34 protein-coding genes and 1 pseudogene are annotated in these 25,274 nt (G+C 63.2%); 14 read left to right on the top strand and 21 right to left on the bottom strand.

The window, feature by feature from the left end; genetic code table 11:
• Both IEY49_RS16210 and IEY49_RS21710 read right to left on the bottom strand, forming a co-directional pair.
• Nucleotides 1–183 (bottom strand): hypothetical protein (locus tag IEY49_RS16210; protein WP_189010667.1); only part of this gene is annotated, 183 nt, incomplete at its 3' end.
• A 1,215-nt stretch (nt 184–1,398) separates the two neighbouring features.
• On the bottom strand, nt 1,399–1,527 hold the full coding sequence (locus tag IEY49_RS21710; RefSeq protein WP_268239073.1) for a hypothetical protein: 129 nt from the start codon (nt 1,525–1,527) through the stop codon (nt 1,399–1,401).
• A 122-nt stretch (nt 1,528–1,649) separates the two neighbouring features.
• Between IEY49_RS21710 and IEY49_RS16215 the strand changes: the two genes are divergently transcribed.
• Both IEY49_RS16215 and IEY49_RS16220 read left to right on the top strand, forming a co-directional pair.
• Nucleotides 1,650–1,967 carry an ArsR/SmtB family transcription factor gene (locus IEY49_RS16215; RefSeq protein ID WP_189010668.1) on the top strand — a complete coding sequence of 106 codons (318 nt, stop codon included), beginning with the start codon at nt 1,650–1,652 and terminating at the stop codon, nt 1,965–1,967.
• Nucleotides 1,964–2,173: a hypothetical protein gene (locus IEY49_RS16220; protein ID WP_189010669.1), complete on the top strand. Its 210-nt coding sequence runs from the start codon at nt 1,964–1,966 to the stop codon at nt 2,171–2,173. The genes IEY49_RS16215 and IEY49_RS16220 overlap by 4 nt, the downstream gene beginning before the upstream one ends.
• Nucleotides 2,174–2,330: 157 nt before the next feature.
• Here the strand turns inward: IEY49_RS16220 and IEY49_RS16225 are convergent, their stop codons facing one another.
• Complete coding sequence (locus tag IEY49_RS16225) at nt 2,331–3,614, bottom strand: MFS transporter (protein ID WP_189010670.1); 1,284 nt, start codon at nt 3,612–3,614, stop codon at nt 2,331–2,333.
• 30 nt (nt 3,615–3,644) lie between these two features.
• Here IEY49_RS16225 and IEY49_RS16230 point away from each other — a divergent pair, with 30 nt between their 5' ends.
• Entirely contained in the window at nt 3,645–4,424 is a 780-nt protein-coding gene (locus tag IEY49_RS16230; RefSeq protein ID WP_189010671.1) for a helix-turn-helix transcriptional regulator, read from the top strand.
• Nucleotides 4,425–4,630: 206 nt separating this feature from the next.
• Here the strand turns inward: IEY49_RS16230 and IEY49_RS16235 are convergent, their stop codons facing one another.
• The 3 genes from IEY49_RS16235 to IEY49_RS16245 form a co-directional block, all read right to left on the bottom strand.
• The gene (locus tag IEY49_RS16235; protein ID WP_189010673.1) at nt 4,631–6,454 is read right to left on the bottom strand and encodes an ABC transporter ATP-binding protein; all 1,824 of its coding nucleotides are present in this window, start codon (nt 6,452–6,454) and stop codon (nt 4,631–4,633) included.
• A gap of 48 nt (nt 6,455–6,502) precedes the next feature.
• Entirely contained in the window at nt 6,503–6,658 is a 156-nt protein-coding gene (locus IEY49_RS16240) for a hypothetical protein (RefSeq protein WP_189010675.1), read from the bottom strand.
• A 130-nt stretch (nt 6,659–6,788) separates the two neighbouring features.
• The gene (locus IEY49_RS16245; protein ID WP_189010676.1) at nt 6,789–6,962 is read right to left on the bottom strand and encodes a hypothetical protein; all 174 of its coding nucleotides are present in this window, start codon (nt 6,960–6,962) and stop codon (nt 6,789–6,791) included.
• Nucleotides 6,963–7,253: 291 nt separating this feature from the next.
• On the opposite strand from IEY49_RS16245, the gene IEY49_RS16250 reads away from it, so the two are divergent.
• On the top strand, nt 7,254–7,742 hold the full coding sequence (locus tag IEY49_RS16250) for a DUF805 domain-containing protein (RefSeq protein ID WP_189010678.1): 489 nt from the start codon (nt 7,254–7,256) through the stop codon (nt 7,740–7,742).
• 29 nt (nt 7,743–7,771) lie between these two features.
• Complete coding sequence (locus tag IEY49_RS16255; RefSeq protein ID WP_189010680.1) at nt 7,772–8,170, top strand: hypothetical protein; 399 nt, start codon at nt 7,772–7,774, stop codon at nt 8,168–8,170.
• A 236-nt stretch (nt 8,171–8,406) separates the two neighbouring features.
• Here IEY49_RS16255 and IEY49_RS16260 read toward each other — a convergent pair whose 3' ends face one another.
• Nucleotides 8,407–8,751, bottom strand: coding sequence for a hypothetical protein (locus IEY49_RS16260; RefSeq protein WP_189010874.1), 345 nt, complete (start codon nt 8,749–8,751; stop codon nt 8,407–8,409).
• An 85-nt stretch (nt 8,752–8,836) separates the two neighbouring features.
• Here IEY49_RS16260 and IEY49_RS16265 point away from each other — a divergent pair, with 85 nt between their 5' ends.
• A complete protein-coding gene (locus tag IEY49_RS16265) occupies nt 8,837–10,054 on the top strand; it encodes a winged helix-turn-helix domain-containing protein (protein ID WP_189010681.1) in 1,218 nt (405 codons plus the stop codon).
• Nucleotides 10,055–10,249: 195 nt separating this feature from the next.
• On the opposite strand, the gene IEY49_RS16270 is transcribed toward IEY49_RS16265, so the two are convergent.
• The 3 genes from IEY49_RS16270 to IEY49_RS16280 all read right to left on the bottom strand — a co-directional run bounded on the left by IEY49_RS16270 (nt 10,250) and on the right by IEY49_RS16280 (nt 12,283).
• The gene (locus tag IEY49_RS16270; protein ID WP_189010682.1) at nt 10,250–10,768 is read right to left on the bottom strand and encodes an ankyrin repeat domain-containing protein; all 519 of its coding nucleotides are present in this window, start codon (nt 10,766–10,768) and stop codon (nt 10,250–10,252) included.
• A 105-nt stretch (nt 10,769–10,873) separates the two neighbouring features.
• A complete protein-coding gene (locus tag IEY49_RS16275) occupies nt 10,874–11,392 on the bottom strand; it encodes a hypothetical protein (protein WP_189010683.1) in 519 nt (172 codons plus the stop codon).
• 321 nt (nt 11,393–11,713) lie between these two features.
• A complete protein-coding gene (locus IEY49_RS16280; RefSeq protein ID WP_189010684.1) occupies nt 11,714–12,283 on the bottom strand; it encodes a hypothetical protein in 570 nt (189 codons plus the stop codon).
• A gap of 74 nt (nt 12,284–12,357) precedes the next feature.
• Here IEY49_RS16280 and IEY49_RS16285 point away from each other — a divergent pair, with 74 nt between their 5' ends.
• Genes IEY49_RS16285 through IEY49_RS16295 form a run of 3 tightly spaced genes read left to right on the top strand, consistent with a single transcriptional unit; the run spans nt 12,358 to nt 13,957 of the window.
• Nucleotides 12,358–12,672 carry a winged helix-turn-helix domain-containing protein gene (locus IEY49_RS16285; protein ID WP_189010685.1) on the top strand — a complete coding sequence of 105 codons (315 nt, stop codon included), beginning with the start codon at nt 12,358–12,360 and terminating at the stop codon, nt 12,670–12,672.
• An 18-nt stretch (nt 12,673–12,690) separates the two neighbouring features.
• Entirely contained in the window at nt 12,691–13,572 is an 882-nt protein-coding gene (locus tag IEY49_RS21925) for a winged helix-turn-helix domain-containing protein (RefSeq protein ID WP_189010686.1), read from the top strand.
• The gene (locus IEY49_RS16295) at nt 13,499–13,957 is read left to right on the top strand and encodes a hypothetical protein (protein ID WP_189010875.1); all 459 of its coding nucleotides are present in this window, start codon (nt 13,499–13,501) and stop codon (nt 13,955–13,957) included. The genes IEY49_RS21925 and IEY49_RS16295 overlap by 74 nt, the downstream gene beginning before the upstream one ends.
• Nucleotides 13,958–14,413: 456 nt before the next feature.
• Here the strand turns inward: IEY49_RS16295 and IEY49_RS16300 are convergent, their stop codons facing one another.
• Entirely contained in the window at nt 14,414–15,313 is a 900-nt protein-coding gene (locus IEY49_RS16300; protein ID WP_189010687.1) for a hypothetical protein, read from the bottom strand.
• A gap of 731 nt (nt 15,314–16,044) precedes the next feature.
• On the opposite strand from IEY49_RS16300, the gene IEY49_RS16305 reads away from it, so the two are divergent.
• Nucleotides 16,045–16,815, top strand: a complete 771-nt coding sequence (locus IEY49_RS16305; protein ID WP_189010689.1) for a glycine-rich domain-containing protein — start codon at nt 16,045–16,047, stop codon at nt 16,813–16,815.
• 75 nt (nt 16,816–16,890) lie between these two features.
• Here the strand turns inward: IEY49_RS16305 and IEY49_RS16310 are convergent, their stop codons facing one another.
• A complete protein-coding gene (locus tag IEY49_RS16310; RefSeq protein ID WP_189010691.1) occupies nt 16,891–17,241 on the bottom strand; it encodes a DEAD/DEAH box helicase family protein in 351 nt (116 codons plus the stop codon).
• A 262-nt stretch (nt 17,242–17,503) separates the two neighbouring features.
• On the opposite strand from IEY49_RS16310, the gene IEY49_RS16315 reads away from it, so the two are divergent.
• Nucleotides 17,504–17,902 (top strand): FAD-dependent oxidoreductase, encoded by a 399-nt coding sequence (locus tag IEY49_RS16315; RefSeq protein WP_189010693.1) that lies wholly within the window; start codon nt 17,504–17,506, stop codon nt 17,900–17,902.
• Between the two features lie 20 nt (nt 17,903–17,922).
• On the opposite strand, the pseudogene IEY49_RS21930 reads toward IEY49_RS16315, so the two are convergent.
• The 3 genes and pseudogenes from IEY49_RS21930 to IEY49_RS16330 all read right to left on the bottom strand — a co-directional run.
• Nucleotides 17,923–18,000 (bottom strand): annotated as a pseudogene (locus IEY49_RS21930) (hypothetical protein); the annotation flags it as partial.
• Nucleotides 18,001–18,114: 114 nt separating this feature from the next.
• Entirely contained in the window at nt 18,115–18,654 is a 540-nt protein-coding gene (locus IEY49_RS16325; RefSeq protein ID WP_189010696.1) for a hypothetical protein, read from the bottom strand.
• On the bottom strand, nt 18,644–19,102 hold the full coding sequence (locus tag IEY49_RS16330) for a DMP19 family protein (RefSeq protein WP_189010698.1): 459 nt from the start codon (nt 19,100–19,102) through the stop codon (nt 18,644–18,646). Before IEY49_RS16330 ends, IEY49_RS16325 begins: the two co-directional genes overlap by 11 nt.
• A 567-nt stretch (nt 19,103–19,669) precedes the next feature.
• Here IEY49_RS16330 and IEY49_RS16335 point away from each other — a divergent pair.
• Nucleotides 19,670–19,822: a hypothetical protein gene (locus IEY49_RS16335; protein WP_189010699.1), complete on the top strand. Its 153-nt coding sequence runs from the start codon at nt 19,670–19,672 to the stop codon at nt 19,820–19,822.
• A 92-nt stretch (nt 19,823–19,914) separates the two neighbouring features.
• A complete protein-coding gene (locus IEY49_RS22085; RefSeq protein WP_444542415.1) occupies nt 19,915–20,586 on the top strand; it encodes a diguanylate cyclase domain-containing protein in 672 nt (223 codons plus the stop codon).
• Between the two features lie 140 nt (nt 20,587–20,726).
• On the opposite strand, the gene IEY49_RS16345 is transcribed toward IEY49_RS22085, so the two are convergent.
• The gene (locus IEY49_RS16345; protein ID WP_189010701.1) at nt 20,727–20,990 is read right to left on the bottom strand and encodes a response regulator transcription factor; all 264 of its coding nucleotides are present in this window, start codon (nt 20,988–20,990) and stop codon (nt 20,727–20,729) included.
• 117 nt (nt 20,991–21,107) lie between these two features.
• The gene (locus tag IEY49_RS16350) at nt 21,108–21,563 is read right to left on the bottom strand and encodes a hypothetical protein (protein WP_189010703.1); all 456 of its coding nucleotides are present in this window, start codon (nt 21,561–21,563) and stop codon (nt 21,108–21,110) included.
• A 276-nt stretch (nt 21,564–21,839) separates the two neighbouring features.
• On the opposite strand from IEY49_RS16350, the gene IEY49_RS16355 reads away from it, so the two are divergent.
• On the top strand, nt 21,840–22,373 hold the full coding sequence (locus tag IEY49_RS16355; RefSeq protein ID WP_189010705.1) for a hypothetical protein: 534 nt from the start codon (nt 21,840–21,842) through the stop codon (nt 22,371–22,373).
• Between the two features lie 930 nt (nt 22,374–23,303).
• Here IEY49_RS16355 and IEY49_RS21720 read toward each other — a convergent pair.
• The 4 genes from IEY49_RS21720 to IEY49_RS16370 form a co-directional block, all read right to left on the bottom strand.
• Complete coding sequence (locus IEY49_RS21720; RefSeq protein WP_268239076.1) at nt 23,304–23,438, bottom strand: hypothetical protein; 135 nt, start codon at nt 23,436–23,438, stop codon at nt 23,304–23,306.
• 872 nt (nt 23,439–24,310) lie between these two features.
• On the bottom strand, nt 24,311–24,649 hold the full coding sequence (locus tag IEY49_RS16360; RefSeq protein WP_189010707.1) for a DUF5615 family PIN-like protein: 339 nt from the start codon (nt 24,647–24,649) through the stop codon (nt 24,311–24,313).
• Nucleotides 24,650–24,663: 14 nt separating this feature from the next.
• Nucleotides 24,664–24,888, bottom strand: a complete 225-nt coding sequence (locus IEY49_RS16365) for a DUF433 domain-containing protein (protein ID WP_189010709.1) — start codon at nt 24,886–24,888, stop codon at nt 24,664–24,666.
• A gap of 59 nt (nt 24,889–24,947) precedes the next feature.
• Entirely contained in the window at nt 24,948–25,259 is a 312-nt protein-coding gene (locus IEY49_RS16370) for a hypothetical protein (RefSeq protein WP_189010711.1), read from the bottom strand.
• Nucleotides 25,260–25,274: the final 15 nt, after the last annotated feature.

Raw genomic sequence — 25,274 nt, forward strand, 5'->3', positions numbered from 1 at the left:
GCGCAGGGCCCGCAGGGCCGCCTGACCTTCACCGGACAGGTTGGCCTCGGTACTGGCTGCGGAAGTGGCTGCCGTGGTCTGGGGCTGCACGGCCCCCGTTCCGCCGCAGCTGGTCATCAGCGGCAGGGCGAAGCACAGGGCGGTCAGGGCCAGGCTCAGCGGACGGGGGAAGGCGTTGGTCATGACCACACGGTAGTTGGAAAAAGCTCGCCCGGAACGTGGTTTTTTCCATTTTCCGGATTCATGAAGCTGATGATCGGTTCCTGTCAGACCACTTCTGACAGCGCCGGAAGCCACATTAAGGTGGTTCTGCATTAAGACGATCAGTGCCTGGGGTGTGCCCATCACTGGCAGCCCAACAGGTCCCTCCCCGCTCCAGACGTCTAGCAGGACCTGCTCACCTAAACTTTCCAACCTGGCGAACCTCCTCGCACATCTTCATCTGCCTGGTGGATTGTTCACCGACTGGTACCAGAAAACAACAAATTGTCACAGCGGTATACCTGCAGAAGGTGCCGTATTTCAGCCGCTGGTGGGCTTTCTCAAACGCAATCTCATGGGGACCAGATATCTGGGAGAGCTGACGTCCTCCGCTGAAGACCACTCGAGGACCTTTTCGGAGCAAATCAACCTCCCCGAACGCACCTGCCAGATTCCCGGATGTCCCTCACATTCCGCCACGAACTCAACGACCATCCCTAATGAACCGGGCCCTGCATATCATCGCGGTGGTTTGCCTGAAACATGATGATGGTCGGTCCAGAGCGCTTCAGGCTTATCTGAGCCGCAGATCGATGTGTTTCTGTTGCACCTGCCGCTGGATGTCCTCGACCATCTGAGCGAATGGAGTGTGGGTTGGTGAACGCTGCAAGTGCCGCAGGAGGCAGGATCACGCGAATCAGCATCCCAGGCGGCAAGTGCGGCATCAGGGCATGCAGCACGCTGAGCATGGTCGGCACGTGCGGATTGAGCGGTGTGCTGACCTGTACCAGGCCGCAGCGGGCGTAAATCGTACCCTGATCTATGGAGAACTCCAACGGACGGAGTCACCAGCGGAATCAGAGGGGGTGGGTCTGGCGGTGCCGGTACCGGAGCAACCCGGGCCGGCTTAGGCGGAACTGGGCCGGTCATGTCGCCGTGCGAGAAACGCGCGAGCTGGCCGATCTTTTTGGTGACGAGCTGAACCTGCACTCCTCGACGCGTGCTGGGCCTGTCTGGAAGACCAGAGCGCCTGATTCGGCAGCCCTGAAAGGGACGAAGAAGGCAGCCCGTGGGCTGCCTTTGATGCTGAACATTCTACCCCGCTATGCACTACGAATTGAGCTATGCAGAACGATTATGGCCCGAAGGATTGACACCGATTCCCGCAGCGGCCTCTTTCCACACGTACAGCCTGGTTTATCCCTCCTGGCCAGGTTGAACGCACCACATGGCCTGGTAGGGGTCCAGGTGTAGGCGGTCGTGCATAAAGGTCACGCGGCTGTCCCCCAGGAGGTCGACGGCCTGCTTCCCAAGGTGCTCGCGCAAGACTTCTCCATGCGGATGTTTTCGCAGTTATGCCCTGGCAGGAGGGATCCACTGTGGGGCTGCCTCTAAGCATCAATGCCTATCAATATTGACAAGTGTCTATTTAGATGTACATTGATGACATGAGCCCTGCCGTCCACCACGATGTCCTCCGCGCCCTTGCCGACCCCACACGCCAACAGATTCTCGAATTCCTTCTGCGCGTCGAGGAAGCCAGACGCCGCGGAGAATGCTTCGCCGGCACCATCAGCCAGGCCCTCGGCCTCAGCCAACCCACCATCAGCCACCACATGAAAGTCCTGGTCGACGCCGGCCTCGTCAAAGCCACCAAAAAAGGCACCTCGGTCTACTACTGCCTCGGCAACCAGGGCTTTCAGGTTCTCCACGATCACCTCACGCCGTACCTCGAAGCCACCTCAGAGACAAAGGAGACAACATGAACGACCACCTCACCCACCCCCTCTATACCCCCGCGAACGAAGTGTACGAAGAACGCCTCGCTCAACACTTCTACGAGGTGGAAGTCAGGCGCCTCCTGGGGCGTCCTGGGCCACGAGCCCGGCTCGCCGCGGCCTTACGCCATCTCGCTGACCGGGTCGATCTCTATCCTGTTCCTCTCCACACTTCCAACAGACCTGTGCGGTAACTACGGATAACGAAGCCATGGGGCAACTACAGCTTGTGCAGGCCTTTCGGGAGTTCCAGGTGGCCATGGCACCGGAGCTCACCGCTCCCGCGCACCATTGAGGAGGCACCGGTTCTCCCATCCTCAACCGCGATATTGTCAGGCGCTGAGGCTGGGTTCACGCCTCAACAGTCGCCCCCGGTGGGACGCACACCCGGCCCTGTGTGCACTCCATGCGACTCAGACGCCAGGCGAGCAGACCAGCGAGGAGGGTCAGGATCGCCGCAAGGGTAAGCATGGGAACAGGCGCCACGCGGTTCCCGAGCAGTGCAGCGCCCCCCGTAGTCAACACGCCCATCAGCGACATCGTGGTACTCAGTGCCCCGGACACCCGGCCCCGCAAGGCCGCAGGCGTCCCGAGTTGCAACAGCGTGGACGACGCGACATTGGCGACGACCATCGGGAGGCCGAGCAACGCACCCAGGAAGAAGACCGGTGCCAAACTGGTCTGTCGGTACATCAGGAACATGATGATGCCGACCAGGAGAGTGCCAAGCGCCACTGTGCGCCCCAGAGCCACACGCGGAACGATCCGCGTCGCGATCAGGCTGCCACAGAGCGTTCCGGCACCGATCAACGTGCTGAGCACCCCAACGTCGGCCGGTGAGGCCCGCAGGACACTCTGCAGGTACGGCGTGTAGTACGGATCGATCAAGGTGCCCCCCAGGCTGGTGAGCGCCCCCGTGAGGAACAGGGTGCGGATGAGAGGCTGCTGCATTATCCAGCTGAGGCCCTCCCGCCCCTCCGAGTACAGGGATCGCCATCCGCTCCGCAGGGTCGAGCTCGCGTTCTCACTCGCCAGCCGATGGCTTGCAGACCGGGGCAATCTGGCGAAGCACAGCGCCGCCAGGACGAAACTCAAGGCGTCCACCCACACCACGGTCCGCAGGCCACCAGTACTCACGAGCAGGCCGCCCATAACCGGACCGAGCAGACGCGCACTGGTATGCCCCACCGAGAGCAGGGCGGTGGCGCGCGCGAGTTGAGCCTCGCCAACGAGCTCAGGCAGGAGAGCCGTAGCAGCCGGCAGAGCAAGCAGGTTCAAGGTACGCACCGCGAAGATCACGCCCATCAACAGCCCGATCTGCGAAGAACCGGCCAGGAGCAGCAGGATGATGAGACCCTGGAGAAGTTGTGCGCCGATCAGCGTTGTCCTACGATCCCAGCGGTCCGCGAGCACGCCGGCAAGTGACCCGAACAACAGGCCCGGAAGGTACCCGGTCATTGCCAGCAGAGCTGTCGAAGTCAGGGACTGCGTCTGCTGAAACACCAGGTAAGGCAGCATGACGCCGAGGGCTCGGTCGCCCATGACGGTGATGGCCTCCCCGAGCCACAGCCAGGCAAATGGAGCGGCCAGGCGCGGGGCCGGGTCGTAGGGCGCGTACCGTGTGGGGAAAGCCATATGGCCAGCGTGGGCTTTACCCTGGTGAACATGGCACCCCAAAATTCACCTAGGTTCCCGGAGGGTGCCGGACCAGTCTGGCAGCGTCTGGATGACCCGGCCGCGGCGCGGGTACTGGCTGACGCGTACACGCGGCAGTTCTTTCAGCCGTTCATCTGGCGAGAGCGGCTCGTTTCGGATGTCGCCCGTGAACTCGAGGTCAGCAAGACGGCCATGCTGTACCGCGTCCGCCAGTTCCTGCGATTGGGCCTCCTGACGGTCACGCGCACCGAGGCACGCGCTGGACGAGCCCTCAAGTACTACCGGGCGAGTTCCCAGGGGTACTTCGTGCCATTTGCGGCCACGCAGGCTGAGTCGGTGCAGGCGCTGTACGAGGCGTCACTGGACCATCCGCGTCACTCGGTGCTCGCCAGTCTGTCGCAGGCCTGGAGCGGCCTGGCCGATGATGCCCGCGAGTACGGCCTGTACACCTTCGGGGACGAACGCGGCCTTATGAGTCACGCCCTACTGCCGTACCAGCCGGTCGTGCCGCACCGGAACGCACTTGCGGATGGAGGGATGCTGGGGCCGCTCTTGGCGGACGCTGCGCCAGCACTCTGGGACAACACCGCCACGCTCATCCTGGCTAAAGGTGACGCCAAGGCGTTACAGCGTGAACTCTACGCTCTGCACCGCAAGTACCAGGGCCGCCGGGACCCCACGGGTGACCCATATCTGCTGCGGCTCACCTTAACTCCGAATACTCTGCGAGAACTGCAGACGCACCGTGACCCTTCGGCTGCATACCCTAGAAGGGTTGATAAACAATAAGCTTCAATCCGGCTGGAGGGCCGCGTTGGGGGACGCAAGCGCAAACTTCTGCCCCACCGGGAGCAGGAGATCCGTGAGGCTGTCCAGTCCGGGCGGCGCACTGCGGCGCAGTGCGCCAGAACGCAGAAGACGCAGCAACTTAGACCAGCGATGAAGCGGGGAGCGTCAGCAAACTCCTGGCATCATGGCCAGCGGACTGGCGTCTGTCAGACCAGCTCCGCACGAGCCACCTGCTCCTTTCTGTACTGAAGTTCGTACAGCTCTCGATAGAGGCCGTCCGCTTTCATCAATTCCGTATGGGTTCCGTCTTCCACAATCTCTCCGGCGTTCAAAACCAGGATGCGTTCAGCGTTCCGGATCGTCGAGAGGCGGTGCGCAATGATGAAGGTGGTGCGCCCCTGCATGAGCATCTCCAGCGCCTCTTGCACCAGCGCTTCAGATTCGTTGTCGAGTGCACTGGTCGCCTCATCGAGAATCAGAATGCGCGGGTTCTTCAGCAGCGCGCGGGCAATCGCCACCCGCTGCCGCTGGCCGCCGCTGAGCTTGACGCCGCGCTCACCTACGAGGGTCGCATACCCCTGCGGGAAATCCTGAACAAAGGTGTGGGCGTTCGCGGCTCGGGCTGCCGCCATAACCTCTGCCGGGCTGGCGCCCGGATGCCCGTAGCGGATGTTGTCCTCGATACTGCCAGAAAACAGCAGCGTCTCCTGCGGCACTAGCCCCACCTGCGTCCGCAGGTCGCGCAGGGCATACGCACGCACATCGTGCCCGTCAACCAGCAGCGCTCCTTCGCTCACGTCCCAGAAGCGCGAAATCAGGTTGACCAGTGTCGTCTTGCCTGCGCCACTGGGCCCGACCAGCGCAACCACCTGTCCAGCGGGCACATCGAAATTCAGCCGGCGCAGGATCGGCGCCCCGCCGTAACCGAAGGTCACGCGGTCGAAGGCGACACTGCCCTGGGCACGGGGCAGTGGGACAGGCGCGGTCGTCTCCGGGAGGTCGCTGCGCTCGTCGAGGAGTTCGAAGATGCGGCCTGAAGCTCCGAGTGCCTCCTGAAACTGGTTGGAAATACCGGTCAGTGCTGCTACCGTCCCGCCGACCTGAAGGGCATAGATCAGAAACGTGACGAGGTTGCCTGGCGTGAGGTCACCCGCCATGACCTGGCGTCCGCCGAACCACAGCATGACCGCCAGCGCACCGAAGGTCAGAAAGCTCATGGTGCCGCCCATCAACGCCTGAAGCCGGGCCCGTCGCAGTGCCGCCAGGAAGGAGGCGAGCACGCCCTGGCCGTATCGGCCGCGTTCGATGTCTTCGGCCGTGAAGCTCTGCACGACGCGCACACCACTGATGGCTTCCTCGGCGCTGGCGTTGGCTTCGGCCACCCGGTCCTGCACTTCCCGGCTGACTTTGCGGATGCGGCGCCCTATCATGACCGCGATTCCGATCACCAATGGGATCACTGCCAGCGTCAGCAGGCTCAGGCGCGGGCTGGTCAGCACCAGTAATGTACCCGCGCCGATCAGGCTCACGACCTGCGCGGCAAGTTGCGCGAGCGCCGTGCTGGTCACAGTCTGCACCGTACCCACGTCGGCGGTTAGCCTGCTGGTCAGGTCGCCGGTCTTGTGCTCTGCAAAGAACCGTGGCGAGAGGGTCAGCAGGTGCGCAAACAGGCTTCTGCGCAGGTCGGCCACCACGCTTACTCCCACTCTGGACAGCAGGTACGACTGTACTGCACCGAACAGAGAGGACAACGCGAAAATGCCCAGCAGGGCCACCACAGTGCGGTCGAGCAGCCCGGTGTCGGTGCTCCCCACCCGCAGAAAAGACGCGTCGATCAGCTGCCCGAATAGCAGCGGAAATACAAGATTCAGGCCGCTGGAGAGCAGCGTGGCAACCAGCCCCAGCAGGAACATCCCGCGGTAGGGCCGCGCGTAGGCGAGCAGCCGCGCGAGCTGTTTCGGGTCACGCTTGACGCGCGGCGAGCTCGGATCGCGGGCAGACGAAGCCATGCGGGAAGAGCGCGACATCATGCAGACAGCGTACGTCCAGCAGGCGAGGAGAATGACCCTTCCCGGGCTTCAGGTCAAGCGCAGGCTGTTCAGGCGCAGGTCGTCCACCAGCCGCTTCATGTGTTCGCCGCTCTCCGTGATCTGCCTCAGATACAACCGACCGCGGTCGTCAAACTGCACGCTGTATTTCCGCTCGAGCACGCCAGCAAAAACAGGTGACCGCACGGATCAGGCCATCATGGACGCCCGCGCATACGCTCTGGAAGCCAACCGCGTGCCCTGAGCCGCCATTACACCACCTTGAAGGCCGCCTGCTTCTCCGAAACGGGAAGCAGGCGGTCCAATGCGTTGACCTTCAGGCGCGCAGGGCCGGCACCTGCTGGTACGTAAGGAGCGAACGCTGCTCGTGATCATCAACCGCGGAAGCACTGGGGGTACGCGCGTTCGTGTCAGGGCGGCGCACACCAGCAAGTTTGGCTTCAAGTTCGTCAGAAAACAGCCACAGCATCATCGGGGGGTTTCTTTTCATGGAACTAGCTCCTTGAAAGGACTGCAGCAGCGCAGTCAACCTTCATGCCCCAGTCAGCATACGCCAACGATGATGAGTGTTGACAGTCACATTTGGTCAATGGCCTATCATTGAAACGCTGGTCTCGCGTCACACTTCGTGGCTCGCCGATGTGCAGGACAACACCGGGTCTTCCGGGCATCCTGGCCCGGATGGGGTTGAGCGGGCAGGTACAGTGACAGGAATGCTTCTGCTTGTGCCTGCCAGCAAATTCACACCACGTGACGGGACGCTCGCGCGTCAGGGGGTCTGATGTCGTTCTTCCGGACGCACCTGGTGGACGTGCTGCGTCATGATTACGTGAGCTTTAAAGGACGCGTGCGCCGGCGTGACTTCTGGCGGTTCATGCTCGCGACGGCCGTGGTGTCGTTGGTGTTGAGCGCGTTTCAACTGGTGGTGCGCGAGGGCACCCTCCTGGCCCGAATTGTGGAGGGCGTAGACCTGCTGGTGGCCACGGCGTTCCTGGTGCCAACCTTGGGTATGGGCGCGCGGCGGCTGCATGACGCGGGGCTGAGTGGATGGTGGCAATTGCTGCTAGCTCCCCTGCTGCTGTTCGTGCCGTGGAGCGCAGTGACGGATCCAGGCGTGACGGTCGTCTGGGGGCCGTGGTGGATCGTGACGGCCGTACTGGGCTGGGCGGGCCTGCTGGTGCTGCTGATGGTGGACAGCGTCCCGCACGTGAACCGCTGGGGGGCCAGCCCGAAAGGAGCCGTACCGGGTGACGGGACCGTGAACGCCTGACGCGCATCACCGTGGGTCATGATGAACGAATGACGCTGCCCTTCCCGGATCAGACCATTACCCTGGTTTACCAGCACCATGGTCTGAAGACCGCGGTGGAGGTCGTGGTGTACGGCGCGACCCCGCGGGTGCGCGGGTACGTGCTGGAGGACGGCGAGGCGCGGCGGGTGTGGATGTTCGACGTGAGCCCGTCCCTGGTGGGGCAGGCTCAGCGACTCGTCACGGGCGCGCTGACCGGGGAAGATAGATCGATGACGCTCACCGGCTGGCAGATCTCCCTTGAAGCCGCTGGAGACGTTGGCGCGAGGCGGGAGCTGCGCGTGATGTTTCCGGAGGGCGAGACCACCTGTGTGTGGCCAGTGACTGATCACGGCGTGCGGACGGAACTCACGGACCGGCAGCGCCTGTTGACTGCCGGACCGCTCTGACTGGTCCATGGGCCCGTCCTGCGGCTCGCCGGTGCATAGGTGCGAGGTAGGAAGTCGAATGCAATAGCGTCCAGGACGTCTGAAATACGGCCCAGGTGGGTGCTCCAGGGCCAGCGACTCTGACGCTGCTTCAGCGAGGGCCTGCGCCTGTCCAAAAGTGCTGCCTCTGCCCATCAATACGGCACTTCGAAGCACTGGGTTGGCAAGCCAACGGACCACCAATAAGGCCCCGGACGTCATGCGGGCGCTGATTTCGAGAAAAAACGACGGCGGGCTGTCGCACCTAGGTAAGGTAGTCGAGGTCCTGGGACGAATCGCTGCTGGACATAGGCGATCTCCTTCCGGGTGGTCTCGCCCGTGTATCCACCGACATTGATCACCAGAATCTCGTCTGCGAGGTCAATCTTGTGCCGATGCAGTTGGGCAAAGCGGTCCAGGGCAGCAGCTCGTTCGGCGTCTGACAGATGCGCGAGGATGTCCTCGTCGCGCTGGAGGTGGCTGCCGACGCTTACGACGATACGGCCAGCGAGTGCCTCCCGCAGGCTGGCAGCGTCGAATGCTTCCTGCGCACGCAAGGGCATGCCCAAGGGAGGTCATGCAACCATCTTGCACCCGCGGCGAGAGGTGAAGTATGCATCTGCGAACGGCCCCCTGTGCGGCGGGGTGATGGTCGTTCCTGACGCTCCGCAGGACGCCCGCTTTCATGACAATCCCCTGGTCACGGGTCACCCGGGCGTCCGGTTTTACGCGGGCGCACCCCTGGTCACTCCGGACGGGCATCAACTCGGCTCGTTCTGCATCATCAGCTATGACGCCCGCAGTAAATTCACCAATGAAGATGCCCAGCGGTTGGGTGACTTCGCGGCCCTGGCGATAGATGAACTGGAGTGGCGTCTTGACCGGATCCGGCTCGGCACCCAGCTGCAGGCCAGCACGCGGATAGTGAGTGAACTCAAACACGCGACCAGCCTCCTGAGGGTGCATGAGGCTGTCACAGACCTCGCGATTCACCCGCTGAGCGTCACCGAGTACCTGGACGGGCTCGGCCCGCTCCTGCATGAGAGCGTGCAGGTGGACCTGCTGAGCCTCCGCCTGCCGGAGCCTGACGGTGAAGTGCGCTGGACCATACCCCCAGCCGTCACGGACCAGCCTCTGCCGTTGCCTTCAACTGACTACCCTGCCAGGCCGTTGTTCATGGATGCTTTCGCCGGCATACAGCGGGTGCCGGGGTCCCTGCAAGGTTCGGGCTCCGGTCCTGTAGCGTGGTTCCCGCTCGTGACGCGATCAGGGGAACCGGCACTGCTCACGGTGGTGCGTCTCGAACGTCGCCCGTGGCAGCGGGAGGAGCGCACCCTCCTGCAGGCGACAGCCCATGCGGTTCAAGCGGTGCTGAACCGTCAACAGGAGTCCCGGGGTCGCGAGTCAGCTTTCCCGGCAGGTCCTCTGGCACCCGGGTACCGCGGCACCCATGACGAGGCCGTGAGAGCACGTCCAGCCTCCAGTCTTATGAATGAGGCTGAACTGGCCGCGACGGCTGACCTTGGGTCTAGTGCGGTCGGACTCGCCTCAGGGCGGTTCAACTTCAGGGACGTGGAATTTCACCTGGTTCAGCGGTGCGTGCGAGTGGGTCAGCAGCAGGTGGACCTGACACGACAGGAAGGCCAGCTGTTCGAAATTCTGATGTCTCACCCGGAAGTGGTCGTGCCCCGACGGCTTCTCGAGCGTTCCCTGGGGAGGGAGGATTCGGATTCAACCGCGCTGGTCAACGTTCACATGAGTCACCTGCGTCGGAAGCTGAGAGGGTTGTCGGACCGGGTCACCATCAGCACGGAACGGGGATGGGGGTACGTGCTTCAGGAAGTCCAGAACGCTGTACCGGAATAAGAGAAGAGTCTGCCGGTATCCCTGCTAGGGTTGACGTGGCCAGTTCCCTCCTTGATGCCAGGACGGGGCTCTTCCTTGGATAAGGAACCGTAATACCAACACCCGCTCATGCTCCCGCTAGCCTGCCGGGGTGTACGCGCCTCAGGAACCGGCCGCTGCCGTGACGACCCACAGGAAGCTGGTATCACCGGGCGGTTACCCCTGGTGGCTGCTCAGAAGTGCCCTGGCCCACGGGTGATCTTGTGCAAATACGAAAGCGTCCGGCCGGTCAAGGTCGGTTGAGGGCCGGTACGGATCCGCGCCGCGGCGCAGCAACGCCTCAGCGAATGCGGGACGGTCAAACGCGATTGCCAGCTGAAGCGGGGTGTACCCGGAGAAGGTGTGCAGGTTCGCGTCCGCTCCGGCGCTCAACAGCGCTTCGAGGGTACTGAGCGTGTCATATCGGCCCCACACCGAGCCCAGAATGGTCTGGCCCACGGCGGTAGTCCCGGGCTCCAGGTCATAGGCGTGCGGGGAAGCGCTGTGCAGGTGGTAGGGCACGTCCGGATTCGCGCCCAGCGTGAGCAGGAAAACCACCAGCTCAGGCTGCCCGTGGTAGCACAGTTCGGCCAGCAGCGCACTGGCGTCGGGATCACCCAGCGGAGGCGATTGTTCGAGGAAGGTCCTGACGTCCAGCCAGCGCCCGTTGCACACGTGATCAAGGACGGTGGTCATTGCTTAGCATCCTAGTGGAGGACGTCGGGGCTTCCAGCACCATCTCGTACCCACGGTTGTCACGGTTGGCGGTCATGAAGATCCCCGACGTGTTGTGGTCCGTGATCACGATGCGTTCGTGCGGACTGCCGCAAGGTGATACAGAAAAGCCTGAATCACCGGGTCGAATGATCCCGGTGCCCTGACCTCATAGGTTCTCGTCACCGCTAACAGGCGCGTGGTTTCTTGAATTTCACCAACCTGAGCGTTGTCCTGCATCAGGGCAAAGCGGAGCCGGTGCCAGCTGCTGCGATTGACGAGTTCAAATGACCGGCTGTCTATCTCGAGATCCCATTTGCGCTTGTTATCGTGATGATAAGCGGCAGCGGTTGCGAGAACCGTTGTGCCATCCATCAGGAAATACCGGATGTCGTTTTCTCCGAACGAGCGTAGGTTGGACACTTCGTATTCCAGGCGGTACGTCCTGCCAGTCAATTCAAGCTTGGCAACGTCATCGTGCCCCAGGTTCAAGCGGCCGTTGCGAGCTCCTCCTACCCAGGGAGCGATTGTCAGCGTGCCGATCTGCTCACCATTGAGGTCATAGAAGCGTTTCAGGAAGACTGTGGTGCTCTTCACGATCAGCATGAAGCAGATACGCCGTCACTAGGTGGAAAGTTCTCCATGATCTTCCAGGAACGAGGGTCGCGCGGCCTCAAGTCAGCAGGTCCCAGAGCACCCAGTCCCACAACAGCTGGAACGCCACAAGTACAAGGATCACGAGGAGTACCTCCTCCCACCTCCTCATGCCCTGGCGACGTAGCCAGTGGGTGAAAGGAACCATGATCAGGACCAGGAGCAGGGTCCGGGGCAAGAAGTCGGGGCTCAGGGGCATGTCACGCCCTCACCTGGGATCGATCGCGGGTTGGCATGAGCGACTGTGGCACGCCGCGAGTCATTGTGGGCGTTCTACTGACGCGTCTGCTTCCCTGGTTTCAGCGTGGAAGAGGGACTGTTGAGCTTATGACCGGTCACCAGGAGGTCTCGCCGACGGAGGCAGCTGCGTCCGGTGGAACACAGCCGCTGTATTCCGCTCAAGTGCTTCCTCCATCCGAACGCGGGTGCGCTCTGCCGGGGCCGGGGGGGGTCGGGGTCTTCCCACCCGGCACGGTACACCAGGTCGAGTTTGGCGAGAACGGTGCATGCCCGGGCGACGTCCTCGGTCACGCTGGCGCCCGCGCGGTACTGGCGAACGAGCACGTGGATGTCGCTCACGGCATTAAGCGCCCGTTTGCGGTGCTTGCGGACCTGCCGGGCGGCGAGGTCGGCAACCCATTCCGGGTGGCGGGTGCAGGTGTCCGGGTGGCGTCGTTCGAGGGTGAAGCGCAGGAGGTAATCGAAGGCGGTGCCGGTGACGTTGTACCGCCGGCTTCTGGGTTCGACGAGCATGGGGCCAGCAGTGATGCGCGGTTTGCGCAGGACTTCTTTCAGGCGGGCGCGGACCTGGGGGTCTTCCCGGATCAGGTGGGTGAGGCTCATGCCGTGAACGAGCGTAGCAGTCTCCTGCTTCACTGGTGGATGTGAAGTCCGTGTCGTCCAGTACGATGACGCCAATGCCCGTGCCGACGTATGACGAACTTCTGGAGCCCACGGTCCATGCCCTCCAGGACCTCGGAGGCCAGGCCACCAACACCGAGATCGAACAGCGGGTGATCGAGCGCCTGAGCCTCAGTGAGGACGTCGTGCGGGAGCCTCACGGCACGACAGGGCAGACTTCTTTGGCTTACCGGCTTGCCTGGGCGCGCACGTACTTGAAAACCTCCGGGTACCTTCAGCGTGTGAGCACGGGCGTATGGCAACTCACGCCGGAAGGACTTCAGGCGACCACAGTCGATCCCGCTCAGGTCAAGCAGATGGTGCGCAATTAGCATTCCAGCCCCGACCAGGTGCCGCGATCAACGCCTGTTGAGGAGGGGGCGTCACCTCCGGCTGCAGGCTCCCCGACGCTCGCGGAGGCCATCGCTCAAGTCCTGGCAGCGGAGCAAACCCCCTTGCATGTTCGGGAGATTGCCGCGAGGCTGCTCGCACGAGGCTGGTGGGCGACTCCACCGCAGAACCCGGCGGACCCCGTGTCCTCCCGCCTGTCCATCGACATCAAACAGCACGGGCGTGCCAGCCGGTTCGTCCCAACGGCCCCGAACACGTTCACACTCTCAGCACTCGTGGGTGCTTCCCCGGCGACTCAACCAGGGCCTGCAGTGAGCCCCAACAGCCCGCAGACGCCCGGCCTGTCCTTCCTGAACGCTGCCGCGAGAGTGCTCGAAGTGTACGCCAACCGGCAACCAATGCATTACCGCGCGATCACGGAGGTGGCCGTGCGGGAAGGCTGGGTGCAGTCCAGAGGGCAGACGCCGGAAGCCACGCTGTACGCGCAGGTCTTGCAGGACATCAGCCGGCATGAGCGGCGGATCACTCAGGTCGCGGGCGTACAGCCACGGGCGGTACCGGGTGCGCTCCAGGGTGACCGTCTTCCCTTCCCGGCACCATACGAGGGCGCGGCCGGAGGCGTCCGCATGCACAGACACGATCCCGGGGGTGGGATCGTGTCCGAAGAGCTGGGGGTCGGTACCGGAGGTGCGGAAGGTAGTGCCACACCAGGGAGTCCAATGTGCAGACCCCAGCGTTCCGGCGTGGGCACTCCATCGTGCTGGAATGCGGCAAGGAACAGGTTCACAGCCTCGTACTATTGGCAGAGTGAAGGTCCTTGCTCTCGCCACGACCGCCGTCGTTCTTGCCGGGTCTGCCACCGCGAGTTCGACTGCGCCTGAATTCACCGTTGAGGTCAGACCACTCTACCGGGGCCTCGCGGTGTCTATCGTCAATTCAGGGCTCGTTGATCTGCTGATTGCCGATGCCTGCCCGCGGCCCTTTCTCGTCGGAATGGCAACCTCAGCCGAGTCCAGGGTGACGCCCGAGATCACCCTCAAGGAACCCAGCCCATGCCTGGCCATTCTTCGCCCACCTCAAAGCTGGCGGGTGGGCGAGAAGATCACCACCTATGTCGCTCTCGGCCTCCCCCGAGGAAACCATGCCCTCAACGTCTGGGCACAAGTGCAGATCAAACCTGTCCCACAAACCCCAGGGTCGGGCGAATACCGGACCGTTCGGGTGAATGCCCCCACCCTGATGATCAGTGGTTCTGCTTCGCGATGAGCTCGGTGAACGTCCCCATCTCAAGCAGCTTAACGGCAAAAATCTCGATCGCGCGTCACACGGTAGGCTGAAAGAGCATGACCAGTGGTGGCGAATTCATCTGCATCCAAGCCGGCGGCCTGACCATCAGTGGCCTGATCACGCCCACAGCACGGTCCGGCGGCGTCCCCAGGCATCGGCCAGCACGCCGGTCAGGGGCGAAGCAAGCGCCATGGCCAGCATGGTCGCGCCAACCACGGTGCCCACCTGTGCCGGCCCCCCGCTCCTTGGAGGACGCGCGATGTCAGCGTACGCCTGATGAATACATCATTTTCTGCCGGGGAAGATAGGCTCTTTTGGTTTCGACACACATCACGGAAACATGGACCGCACCTCCTGGCACTATGGCCAGACGCCACGGAACATCCTGGGGCTGGGTGCGATCCTCGGGGGCAACACAGCTCTGTTGGCAGCGGTTCAATCCACACGGATGCAGAACTGCGCTTTGTAGCGGTCCGCAGGCTGGTGCACCTCGACGAGCGCCAGGCGGCGGTCAGTGGTAGGAAGGGCCCGGAACAGGTACAGTCGAGCCCCCGGGTCGCTGAGCAGGTCCACATCGCCGTTCCCAAGGATCCTGTAGGTGCCTTTGTAACCCTTCTGGTTGACGTACTTCTCCCCGAAGGTCAGGTCGCCCCAGGTACCGTTGGCGTACAGGCGGTACTTGGAGGCGTTCGCGTAACTGCGGATCTGCGCCGCGGCTGGATTGACTGGCGCCTGTGACACCGGGCCGGCCACCGACAATTCCGGCGCGCCGCCACTCAGGCACACGTAATCCCCTGCTAGAGCCGCACCGGTGGTGCGCTGGGGAGCCGGCGCCTGGACGGCGGCAGACTTGGCGGGAGCAGGCGCGGCGGGCCTGACTGGGGCGGGCGTGGCCGGCTTGACACTCACGCTGGCTTTGAGCTGGCACCAGCCCAGCACCACGCTTTCGGCATCCGCGTACAGCAGGCCGACATAGCGGTTGGTCTTCTCAGTCAGCAGAAACGACAGGGAGGAGCTCTCCTCGTCCTCGTCCTCCTCCAGCAGCTTGAAGGTCATGCTTCTGGCTTTGAACCCGACAGCCAGATCGGCACTGACCTGCTCGGCGAGCTCGGCATCCCAGACCAGGTACTCGCTGGCCTGGCAGCCACCATTTTGTTGTTTGGCGAGTGCGTTCAAAACTTGCCCGAATTCACGGGTGGCGGCCGGGTCCGTGACCCGCGTGGCGCCAGGAGTGAGGGAGAGGCGGGTGAGACTGGAGGTGCGGGCGTTGTTGCCCTGCTGGGCCAGCGCGACCGACGTGAGCAGGCAGGGGAGGAGGATCAGGGAGCGTTTCATACGGCACCGTCCTGGCGTGAGGTGCCTGTAGGGTACCGGGGGCTTCCTAACGGTGGACTCACAGGTTCGAAGGATGGCTGACCGGACTGGGTGAACGGTCTCCGGTGGTCTCAGTGCATCCCGAGCTAGAAACACGGACAACCACGCAGGATCGCGACCATTGTGAATCCTGCTCGTTCGCGCGGTGGGCTGAAGGGTCCCAGACTTCCCGTACAGTCGGCATACTGCCCATCCCAGGAGGCCCCGTATGCCCGACACGCCTGATCTGAAGAACTGGCACCTTCGTTACCCGCCTGAAGGCAGCTGGATCTTCATTCCCGGTAAAGGCAGCGGTCGTTTCACCTGGCGTGGCCTGACCCCTGTCCTGAGTGATTACCTCGGTGACCGCCCCCTGCTCAACAGTCCTGCGACCTCCCGGCATGAACGCTTCCATCGGAGTAATTGGCGCTACCCCGTCACCACCAGCCGACCGTGGCTGTTCGTGGGCCGGGCAGCTGCAGCGCAGACCAGGCGGTCCTCGGGAGTGAGTAGGACAGGCAGGCCGAAGCGCTGGCTCAGGGGCTCGACGGCCGCCAGCTGATCTGGAAGGGGCCACCGAGCACGCCTTCGAGTATCACCTCAACCTCAGCTGACAGGGCAGCTGACATCTGCATGACGCGCGCGCCTGACCATAGGAGCATAGGGAAGGCGCAGCCCTCCCACCCAGCCGGCAGCTCCCGAGGAGGGCCAACATGCACCACGGCATGAACGCAGCACCCGTCACCACCCCACACCTGACCTCCACTGGCACCGCCGCCTCCCCCACCGGGGACGCAGCGGTGCTGTCCTACCCCTTCCCGGCCGGCATGGAGCTCAAGCTCCAGCGCCTGCTGGGCAAGCGGGCACGCGCCCACGAGGTGCTCGGCGAGTACCGGCGCTTCCTGCACCTGAGCACGCTCGGCCCAGTCTCGCCCAGCCACCTGGTCGACGAGGCCTGGCACCTGCACCTGACCTACACCCAGGACTACTGGGAGCGGCTGCCACAGGTCCTGGGGCGCGCGCTGCACCACAACCCCGCGAGCAGCCCCGAGGACGCCGTGCGCCTGGGAGGGGTCTACCTGCAGACCCTCGACTGCTACGAGCAGCTGTTCGGTGCCCCCGCGCCCCTGGCCATCTGGCCTGACCCGCGCCGCGCGCCCCTGCGCCCCCGCAGCGGGCGGGGAGAGAGGGGCTGGGCAGGCGCGGCGATCGTCGGCACGGCCATGCTCGCCATCGCCCTGCTGCCCCCCGGGCTCGTCTTCGGGCTGTTCGCCCTGGCCGCCGCCCTGGGCGTCGCTCACCTACTGCGCGGCCCCGCCCAGGCCAGGGCCCAGGAGGGCCGCAAGGCCAGCAGCGGCAGCGACGGGGCAGGCAGCAGCACGCTCATGACCCTGGGCTACGCGGCCGACGAGAGCGGCAGTGACGGCGGCAGCGGGGATTCGGGCGGGGACGGTGGGGGCTGCGGCGGGGGCTGCGGGGACTGAAGCTGCCTCGGAGCTGCTGAACACCACCACCTTCAGGAATCTCAATGATGGGTCAGTGCGGATTTCCTGCAGCACCTACACGGCATTCCGGCGGGGTAAAACGCCAGCCTGTGAACTCAGGCCGCGGATGAGGCCCTGGTTGCCTTCCTGGACCTGATCCAGGAAGCTCATGCCGCAGTTGATGCCGAGCTGGGTGTTGCGGTGCTGGCACAGGATGCGGCGGCCGAACGCGTGCAGGGTGCTGGCGCGCACACGCTCCGGCAGGCGGGCGGCGACGCCCTCGACGGGGTGCTTGTTGTACGCGAAGTACACCGCGGGCTTGAGGGTGTGCAGGTGCCAGGCGGCTTCAGTGAGGGTGGTGGTCTTCCCGCTGCCGGCCGTGGCGCGCAGCATCAGGTGATCGGTCGTGTCCCGCACGGCGTGCACGAACGCTTCAGTCCCCGCAGCCCCCGCCGCAAGGGTCTGGGGCTGGGCCGGAGCACCAGGTACGCTGACTCTTCCTGGATCATGCTGCCGTGACCCTTGAGTCCAGCCGGGCCTGTCCGGGTTTGCGGTCAGTTACGCTGGGCCCCTCCAAGAAATTCACGACGCCTCGCCCGCGGACGGTGGGGCTGGTGCCCTGTTTAGTTTTTTTACCGCGCATGCGGAGGTGCGCAGCGCTCCTCCGGAGGAATGACAGCAGCTGGTGATGGCGCAACTCGGGCGCTTGTTTGGACCGGCGGCGCTGCTGCCACGCTCCTATGAAGAGGTGGACTGGACCCGGGAGCGGCTGTCCAGTACCGCTCAGGATGAGGCACCACCGAAGGTGTTGCCGGCGTACGGCCATCCGCTGTTGCGTGACCCTGCACTGGACGGCCGTCTGTTCTGGGCTGGGGCAGAAACGTCGCCACTGGAGGGCGGCCTGCTGGGGAGCGCGGTGCAGTCCGGCGAGCACGCCGCGCGCCTGGTGCTGACGCGGCGTGCGGCGGAAGGAAGGGGGGGATGCCGAAGTGGTAGAGCAGGAGGCGGGCACTCACACCCAGCCATGAGGGTCATGCGGGCAGCCACACTCTCGAAGGGCTCACAGCTCGTCACCTCACGCCGGTAGTGCCGCCACAACATCTCAATGAGGTTGAGCCAAGGGCTGTACGTCGGTAAGTACAACAGCACCAATTGGCCCGCTGCGCCACGCACGACTGCCTCCACCTCATCGTCCTCCAGGCGGGCGAGTCACCCAGCACATCCGGTGATCCGTCATGCCGGGAGGGCAGGCCGTGAAGAAGGCCGCGTGGGGTCAACATCTGCTGTTTTCGGGATCCGTCACGGGGAGGGCGCCGGGCTAGACGGCGGCGGGCTGCCGGGCGCGGCGTCCGACAGCCGGGCCAGGGCTCCTTTGTGGCGGCCGGACAGGTCCGCGCTGCGCAGCACCGCAGCGGCCAGCAACGTCACGCCGAACCCGGCCGGCACGGCGGGGAACAGGACAGCGATCAGCAGGAGCAGCAGACCAGGGACAGCCAGTCCCCACACCCACTGGTCAAGCGGACGGCCCAGCACCTGCGACGCGCGCTGATGGCGCCGCAGGATCACGTAATCCTGGCGGGCACGGGAGTCGAGAATGGCGAGTTCAGCCTGCCAGCGGGCCTCGAGTTCAGTTTGTGCAGCGTGCAGGCGCGCACGGTGATCCGGGGCGAGCGCGTACGGCGTGCCGGGCGGGAAGTCCCTGAGCAGCCGCCGGATGTCCGCTTCGAGTGTCAGAATCCGGCGCATGGCCTGGACGCCCGGTTCATCGCGCAAGTCCTGCATGGGGGTCAGGCACTCGGCGATGAACGCGTCATGGAGACAGCGCAGCTCAGCCGACATGCAGGCCTACCGGGATGAAAGGCAAGTGGCGAGCGTGGCTGTTGACGTACCGTTCCAGGCCATCGGGAATTTCGTCGTTGGACGCGTCCTGAAGCAGGCCCGTGAGGGTATCGAAGCGGTCGGTGCCGCTGGCTTCCATCCGGTCAAGCTGTTCGCGGCGCGGCTGCCACTCGGAACTGGACATCCCGCCGGGAAACAGGACGTTGGCATCCCGGAGGGCCTGCCCGGCGGTATGCACGCCAATCTGCTCCAGGGCTTCGACGGCGTGCGCCGCGTAATCACCGGAAGAGTTGTGATAGAAGCCGTACAGCCCGCCGAGCAGGATCTCCATGTTGGTGTTGATGACCAGCCAGGTGACGCGTTCAACGGGATTGAGGCTGCCCAGGCCCTCCTGGCTGACCCGCAGGCTGAGGCCTTCGTAGTCGACGTTGGAAGCGGAGCCGGTCATGCCGCAGTATCACGCCCGTCCTGCGGGGCGCGCGATGAGATTTGCTTGGTCCGCCGGGTGTGGCACCCGGTTTCTCAAGGAAGGGTGAGCCGCCATGACCAGGTCGCACAGCGGGACCAGGACGGTCAGGTAGGAAGCCTTCAGTTCCTTCGGCAAGGCCAACGGCCAGCTCCCTGGCGGTGCCTTCGGCGAAGTCCGGCAGCGCAGGAGAGCCGCACGATCCCCAATCTGATGTCCGGACATGCCAACAATGCCGCAGATTAGGGACCAACATGAACTCCGAATCCGGTTGGCCCTCCACTCCAGGTCTGGTCAGAAGGCCAGCCCTGTGACTTCAGCCTGGCTTCCTGCGGCATCGCGCCAGGTGTTCGCGCAGAGCGATCCAGGGGTTGGGGCGACGTTCGGGTTTACGCTGCCCGTGTCGCTGTAATCGTGCTGGCCCTGAAAAAGGGGCTTCATGCTGCGCGACATGCAGACCCACCCCTGACACGCTCAGTGCACCCCTGACGCACCTGACCTTTCCGCGAGACACAGGTGAGGTGAAATGCGCCAGACTACCGGCACATCATGCGAACCGGCTTCATCCGGCATGTACTTCCGCTCCTCGCCTGGGGCGTGTACATCGCTGTGTTCCCCCGGCTGTACGCCACAGCCGATGTGGCCGCGACCGCGCTGGCGTACCTGAATTTCGCCGGAGCTGCCAGCGTTAACGGAGCATGAATGGGCCTGCTGCACGGTGCCCTGAGCATTCCAGCCATCGTGGCGGGCTTCTACCATGTGAATGGAATCATCGACGTGCCACCCCTGTTTAGGTGAGTGCGGTCGTGGGCATGCTGCTGGGCGCCCTGGTCGGGCACCTGCATGACCTGCGGGAAATCCTGGCTCATCAGGCCCGAACGGACGCCCTGACCGGGCTGGTCAATCGCGCCACGTTCACATTTCAGCTCCAGCAGATGGTGGAACGCTCGCGCCGCACGGGCGAACTGATTACCGTCGCCTACATTGGCCTTGACCGGTTCGGGACGGAGTCAGCGTTGCTTTCCGGCGGAGCCGTGCGCGATGCGGCTTTTCTGCCAGAAGCCGAGAAACTGGTCGATCTGCTGCAGGAAGTGACTAAAATCTCCTGCCTTGACCAGATAGGAGCTGGCATGCAGGGTGTACGCCTGCCGGACGTCCTCCTGTGCGTTGGAGGTCGAGAGCATCACTACAGGCAGCAAGGCCATCTCAGGGTCGGCTTTGAGCGCGTGAAGGACTTCGAAGCCGTTCATGCCGGGCATGTTGATGTCCAGCAGGATGACGTCGGGCTGGATGACCCGGGCCCGCAGCATGTCCAGCGCAGTGGCGCCGTCAGAGACGCAAGTGAGGGTGCATTCCGGGCAGAGTTGATGGAAGGCTTCCTCGGCCAGCATCTGATCAGCTACGTTGTCATCGATCAGGAGGAAGTGCTGGAGGAGTTCCATGCCTTCAACCTAAAGGCTGGATGAAAGAGTGTATGAGATAAACTTCACACTTTCGAGGAGAAAGGAGGGCGCCTGGACAGGGCGAACATGAACCTCAGGTTCCAGGCTTTATGGATGACCCAGTGCTCGAACAAAGTCAGACGATAATTCGGTTTACGTGACACTCATGGTGCTGACGCAGCCTGACCGGTAACGTCCGGTATGACTGAAAATCCCAAGCCCGAGGAAAAGCTTTTGACCAAGCCGTAACCGTCCGGCAAGTGGACATCCAGCACCACCACTGCTGGACATACCGTGGACAGCACTTGCCTACTTCCCGCCAGATCCGCGCATTCCACGATGGTGTAGCCCGCGCGGATCAGCAGCACGCGCTGGAGGGTACGAATAGCTGTATTGTCCTCAACCAGCATGACGGTGGGCTTGAGCATGAGCACTCGTTATAAGTCAGAGGAGCACCAGCCGCGGTGAGGTTGCTCCCAGTTCCAACCGTCATCGAAGGCGCGTCCGTTCAAAGAAGCCGCAGAAGACGGCAGGCTCGTCGCAGTCTATGGAGCGAGGGCAGGTCGCACATCGAGAAACAACAACCCACCCCACATGATGATCAACGTCACCCCCTTCAGCGCTGCGCGGTGCTCCTGCACCCGCCACAGTTCAACCGTTCTCCAGGCGCAGACCACGATCAGCAGGGTGTGAACGATGACCGAAACCAGAACTCGATAAGCGCCCAGCCACGGGACGAAGAACTCAGCAAGGAGCACGGACAGCAGCACGAAACCCACGAAGCAAAGGACCGTCATCAATGCTTCTGCGTTCACGGGGTCCAGGCGCCAGGCGTGGGGCGCGAGCAGCTTCCTGACGGCCCGCTGGTCGTGCTGATCAAGAGGAGTGTTGAGGGTCGCGGCGGTCTGATGCAGGCGCTCCTCAGGAGCCACATGAATGTCCGCAGTGGTGCAAGTGGCCGTGCTGTGGTCCTGAGCGGCGGGGCGCAGTCCTGATGTCATGTCCTTACCGTGCGGGGGCGCTGGGTGGGCACGCAAGCGGCAGCACTCCGGACGATCTCGAGTGGTCCTCGCCCGGGCGTTCCCCGTAGTTTCTGAGGGAAACGCCCACCGCCCGTCCCCGCATTGGGGGGAGACCTCTGCCTTACAGGCCTTACATCAAGCGTGGTATCTGGTACACCTTGTAATCTCTGGGCTTAGTGTGGAAAGGTGCCAAGGAACCCTGCCCTCACTCCGGCCAAACCATTCGTGGTCAGCGCGTTCACCAGACTGGTCGCCATGGCAGTGCTGGCTGGATGGGCGGGCAATCCAGCCATGATGGCACCCGCGTTCGCCCAGAACCATGAGCAGACACCGCGGAGGGCAAGTGTGACAGGCCTGATCAGGCCTGCTGGTAGGCTGGTGGGTGTGGACGGTGTGCAGGTGCTGGCCCCTGCGCGCTGGCGGGCAGGCAACGTGCGAGGCACGAGTATGACGGTCGAACGGCTGCCGAGCACAGCTCTTCCTGTGCCGCTGGCTCCGGAGGTCAGGTTGGCTCTCCCCGTGTATGCCGTGCGGGTGACTCAAGACGTCCTCGCGGCAGACCGGGGACGGTTTCTCGTGAGGTTGCCCCTGGGTAAACTGGATCCGTCTCAGGTCGCGCCCCTGATTCTCCTGGCCGTGACCGTGGATGCCAAGCATCCGGTCATGCCCGACCGGCAGTGGGTCAGCGCCCCTCGGGCCAAGGTCAAGGGCGGATTTCTGGAATTTGAGGTCACAGGCTTCCTTGTGGATGAGGCCCTCTTGTTCGCTGCGGAGCACCTGGCGGACTGAACACTTCATTCGAAACTTTCAATACAGCGGGCTGGAGCGCGTACGGCCGTTTACCGCCTAAGCGTAGGGCCTCTTCGAACAGTGCTTGAGCCGTCAGGGTGGAGTGTTCCTGTGCATACAGGTTCTGTGCGGCTTTCAGGACGTATTCCCGGGCGTGTCGCATGGTAGGGTGCCTCCCGTGACGTCATCATGCCAGACCCACGCTGCGCCGAGCGCCTGAACGCGCACGCGAGCGTCTCCACAACTTGCCGGGATCATCACGTTGGCGCGCTTCAGCGCCAGGCGCACCAGCTGTCTTGCAGGACAACTGACCGCGCTTACGTCCGAAAGGTCAGTTCCAGGACGCAGCGGGTTGGACCGCTCTCTATGGGGATCGCAGTCCTCTGATAGGGCAGGAACACGAAAGAAAACGACTTGCCCCGGCGGGGGTTTTCGCTAGCAGAGCAGCACCTTTTCCTGCAGATCAGTGCCTTTTCCGGAAACTTTTAATTCGCTCCACCATAATAGCTAAGATGCATGTCGTCACTACAAGTAATAGGCTTAGAACGGGATCTCTAGTTGATCCGAATACAACAGCGGCCATTATGATGGAAACAACTAAACTTAATCTCATGAATTTAGATTTGAACATCATTCCATTTTATATGATGTTCGTGACTTTTCAGCACTACACGTCTTTTACGGCTTAGCGGGACGCTGCCGATCACGCCGTGCGCCCAGAGCAATGAAGGTCAGGATGCCAGCCAATCCCAGGAGGACCGTCGCTGTAATCCAGCCCGCCTGGAGGGCAAGCAAGCTCGTGAGGATTGCGACTGCCCCATAAGCGAACCAAGCGCTCCCGAGGGTCCCCACCTTCCCGGGCCGTTCTGAGGAACTGTTGCTGACGCTCTGGCCCTGCGGTGCCAGTCCGGGCCAGAGCGTCAGCGTGTCTTAGCGCCTGCCGGTGGCCTGAAGAGAAGCGCAGATGTTCAGGCTGCGCTCAGTGACCGCGAGGAGAGCCTTGAGCAGGGGGGGTGTGGCTGCGGCCGTGCCGGTGAGGGTGAGGAGCGTCAGGAGGGTGCGCATCTTAAGCAGTGTGACGTGCTCTTGGGTGGGTTGTTGAGGCGGTGCTTCGGCCTCTTCGTTCCTTGTTTATTTAAGAATATATCCTTCCGTATTCTCCTTTCCTCCGCGGCCTCTCTCCTTGTTTACAACCCCCCTGTTTTCCCCCATGCTCTTGCACCTGCTTGAGCATGCTGAACCCCATCAGCCCCGAGCTTGTTCCGCGATGCTCAGGGGGAAGTCAGGTCCAGCAGCATTCGCCTGAACCCCACTGAATGTGTTCTCGCCTGCTTGTGCTTGTGCTGGAGCTTGAGGAACGGCCGCGTTCCGCTGACGCCAGCGTGAAATCAGAGTCTGGAGAGCATCCCGCACGCGGGATGCAAGGGGAAAGCAGGCACATCCCTGCCTCCTTTCCTCCTTTCCCAAACCCCGTCCCCTACTCCCCACCCTGCTTTTCCCCATGCTGTCGTGCCAGCTTGAGCTTGCTGAACCCCACCAGGTTCGAGCCCGTTCCGCCATGCCGACGCGTGAACCAGAGACAACAGCACTTGCCTGAGCTGCACTGCGTCTGTTCCCGCTTGCTTATGCCTGGGCTGCAGCTTGGGGAACAGTAGTGTTCTCTTGATTTCGTGCTCAGCTGAGCGCCAGGGTGCTTCCCGGCTGAACTGAAGCGGAGTGGTGTGAAGCTCCTGCCTGGGCTAAGGCTTGGATGAGGAGCCTGCGAGGGACGCCGGGGTGAAAAGTGGAGTCTTGAGAGCATCCCGCACGCGGGATGCAGGGGGAAAGCAGGCGCAGGGAAAGGGAGATCACGGTGTAGCGGGAGATGGGAGGTGGGGATAGAGGTATATTCTGACAAGTACCGGTTGCAAAAGGATAACCCGACCAAGAAGTACTCCTCATGCCAACGCTTCAATCCGATCCAGATACACCTGCAACAACCGGTGCGTCGGCAACAGCGCCTCAATACGCGGCCACGTCGCTTCCAGAAACGCCCGCATCTCCCGCGCCCGCAGATTCCCACAATGCAGCCTCACCACCCACGGAGGCGGCACATCCAGAGCCAGCATCCGATCCGTAAAATCCGCATCCTTCGTCACCAGCACCAGAGCGTGCTCCGTCGCATACGTCCACAACGCGAGATCACTCTGATCCCCTCCCAGGTCACGTGCGTGCACTACCAGAACGTCAGGCCCAAAGCCCGCCTTCAGCCGCGGCGAGAGATTCTCGTCCAGCAAGTAGCCCCCTGGATTCAAGCGATCTTCTCAAGCGTGAATTGATGAGCCAGCAGGCGAGACGAATACGCCAGGCACGCCAGAATATCCTCGCGGGTCAGCGAAGGGTATTCCTCCAGGACATCCTCGACACTGTCTCCGGCCGCCAGAAACTCCACGATGGTCTGCGCGGTGATGCGAGTCCCCCGCACGGTCGGTCGTCCATTACAGATATTCGGGTCGATCACGATCCGCTCGTTCATGCCCTCAGCCTACGACCCAAAGCAACACTCCGCCTAGAGGTCATTCTTCGCAATTCTCCCTACCGCGCTGCGCTCTCCCCCACCAGCAACCTGCTCAGTTCCCGGTACGCCTTGTCTCCAGTCTTCATCCCCTGCTCCACACCCAATTCTGGTGTGCGGTACGAATACCCCACCCACCCGTCCAGACCAAGTTCCACGGTCCGCCGAACCTGCGCCAGATTCTCCTGAGCGGTGTTGATATACAAAGCCGTCCCAGCCGCCACCTGACCCCCCACCCTGACCGACATCGCAAAACGGTTCCAGCCGTCAAACTCCCGCGCCTGATCCGCACGCGCTTCACGCTTGTAGTTCATCAGCACCACCAGGTCCACTTCCCCACTCCCCAG

This window comes from Deinococcus malanensis, assembly GCF_014647655.1.
In the GTDB taxonomy this organism is placed as follows: Bacteria; Deinococcota; Deinococci; order Deinococcales; family Deinococcaceae; genus Deinococcus; species Deinococcus malanensis.

Excerpts from the sequence above, each read along its gene's own strand:
- IEY49_RS16215 (WP_189010668.1), top strand. The coding sequence starts at position 1,650 with ATGAGCCCTGCCGTCCACCACGATGTCCTCCGCGCCCTTGCCGACCCC.
- IEY49_RS16220 (WP_189010669.1), top strand. The coding sequence starts at position 1,964 with ATGAACGACCACCTCACCCACCCCCTCTATACCCCCGCGAACGAAGTG.
- IEY49_RS16225 (WP_189010670.1), bottom strand. The coding sequence starts at position 3,614 with ATGGCTTTCCCCACACGGTACGCGCCCTACGACCCGGCCCCGCGCCTG.
- IEY49_RS16230 (WP_189010671.1), top strand. The coding sequence starts at position 3,645 with ATGGCACCCCAAAATTCACCTAGGTTCCCGGAGGGTGCCGGACCAGTC.
- IEY49_RS16235 (WP_189010673.1), bottom strand. The coding sequence starts at position 6,454 with ATGATGTCGCGCTCTTCCCGCATGGCTTCGTCTGCCCGCGATCCGAGC.
- IEY49_RS16245 (WP_189010676.1), bottom strand. The coding sequence starts at position 6,962 with ATGAAAAGAAACCCCCCGATGATGCTGTGGCTGTTTTCTGACGAACTT.
- IEY49_RS16250 (WP_189010678.1), top strand. The coding sequence starts at position 7,254 with ATGTCGTTCTTCCGGACGCACCTGGTGGACGTGCTGCGTCATGATTAC.
- IEY49_RS16255 (WP_189010680.1), top strand. The coding sequence starts at position 7,772 with ATGACGCTGCCCTTCCCGGATCAGACCATTACCCTGGTTTACCAGCAC.
- IEY49_RS16260 (WP_189010874.1), bottom strand. The coding sequence starts at position 8,751 with ATGCCCTTGCGTGCGCAGGAAGCATTCGACGCTGCCAGCCTGCGGGAG.
- IEY49_RS16265 (WP_189010681.1), top strand. The coding sequence starts at position 8,837 with ATGGTCGTTCCTGACGCTCCGCAGGACGCCCGCTTTCATGACAATCCC.
- IEY49_RS16270 (WP_189010682.1), bottom strand. The coding sequence starts at position 10,768 with ATGACCACCGTCCTTGATCACGTGTGCAACGGGCGCTGGCTGGACGTC.
- IEY49_RS16275 (WP_189010683.1), bottom strand. The coding sequence starts at position 11,392 with ATGCTGATCGTGAAGAGCACCACAGTCTTCCTGAAACGCTTCTATGAC.
- IEY49_RS16280 (WP_189010684.1), bottom strand. The coding sequence starts at position 12,283 with ATGAGCCTCACCCACCTGATCCGGGAAGACCCCCAGGTCCGCGCCCGC.
- IEY49_RS16285 (WP_189010685.1), top strand. The coding sequence starts at position 12,358 with ATGCCCGTGCCGACGTATGACGAACTTCTGGAGCCCACGGTCCATGCC.
- IEY49_RS16300 (WP_189010687.1), bottom strand. The coding sequence starts at position 15,313 with ATGAAACGCTCCCTGATCCTCCTCCCCTGCCTGCTCACGTCGGTCGCG.
- IEY49_RS16305 (WP_189010689.1), top strand. The coding sequence starts at position 16,045 with ATGCACCACGGCATGAACGCAGCACCCGTCACCACCCCACACCTGACC.
- IEY49_RS16315 (WP_189010693.1), top strand. The coding sequence starts at position 17,504 with ATGGCGCAACTCGGGCGCTTGTTTGGACCGGCGGCGCTGCTGCCACGC.
- IEY49_RS16325 (WP_189010696.1), bottom strand. The coding sequence starts at position 18,654 with ATGTCGGCTGAGCTGCGCTGTCTCCATGACGCGTTCATCGCCGAGTGC.
- IEY49_RS16330 (WP_189010698.1), bottom strand. The coding sequence starts at position 19,102 with ATGACCGGCTCCGCTTCCAACGTCGACTACGAAGGCCTCAGCCTGCGG.
- IEY49_RS16335 (WP_189010699.1), top strand. The coding sequence starts at position 19,670 with ATGCGAACCGGCTTCATCCGGCATGTACTTCCGCTCCTCGCCTGGGGC.
- IEY49_RS16345 (WP_189010701.1), bottom strand. The coding sequence starts at position 20,990 with ATGCTCAAGCCCACCGTCATGCTGGTTGAGGACAATACAGCTATTCGT.
- IEY49_RS16350 (WP_189010703.1), bottom strand. The coding sequence starts at position 21,563 with ATGACATCAGGACTGCGCCCCGCCGCTCAGGACCACAGCACGGCCACT.
- IEY49_RS16355 (WP_189010705.1), top strand. The coding sequence starts at position 21,840 with ATGGCAGTGCTGGCTGGATGGGCGGGCAATCCAGCCATGATGGCACCC.
- IEY49_RS21720 (WP_268239076.1), bottom strand. The coding sequence starts at position 23,438 with ATGCGCACCCTCCTGACGCTCCTCACCCTCACCGGCACGGCCGCAGCC.
- IEY49_RS16365 (WP_189010709.1), bottom strand. The coding sequence starts at position 24,888 with ATGAACGAGCGGATCGTGATCGACCCGAATATCTGTAATGGACGACCG.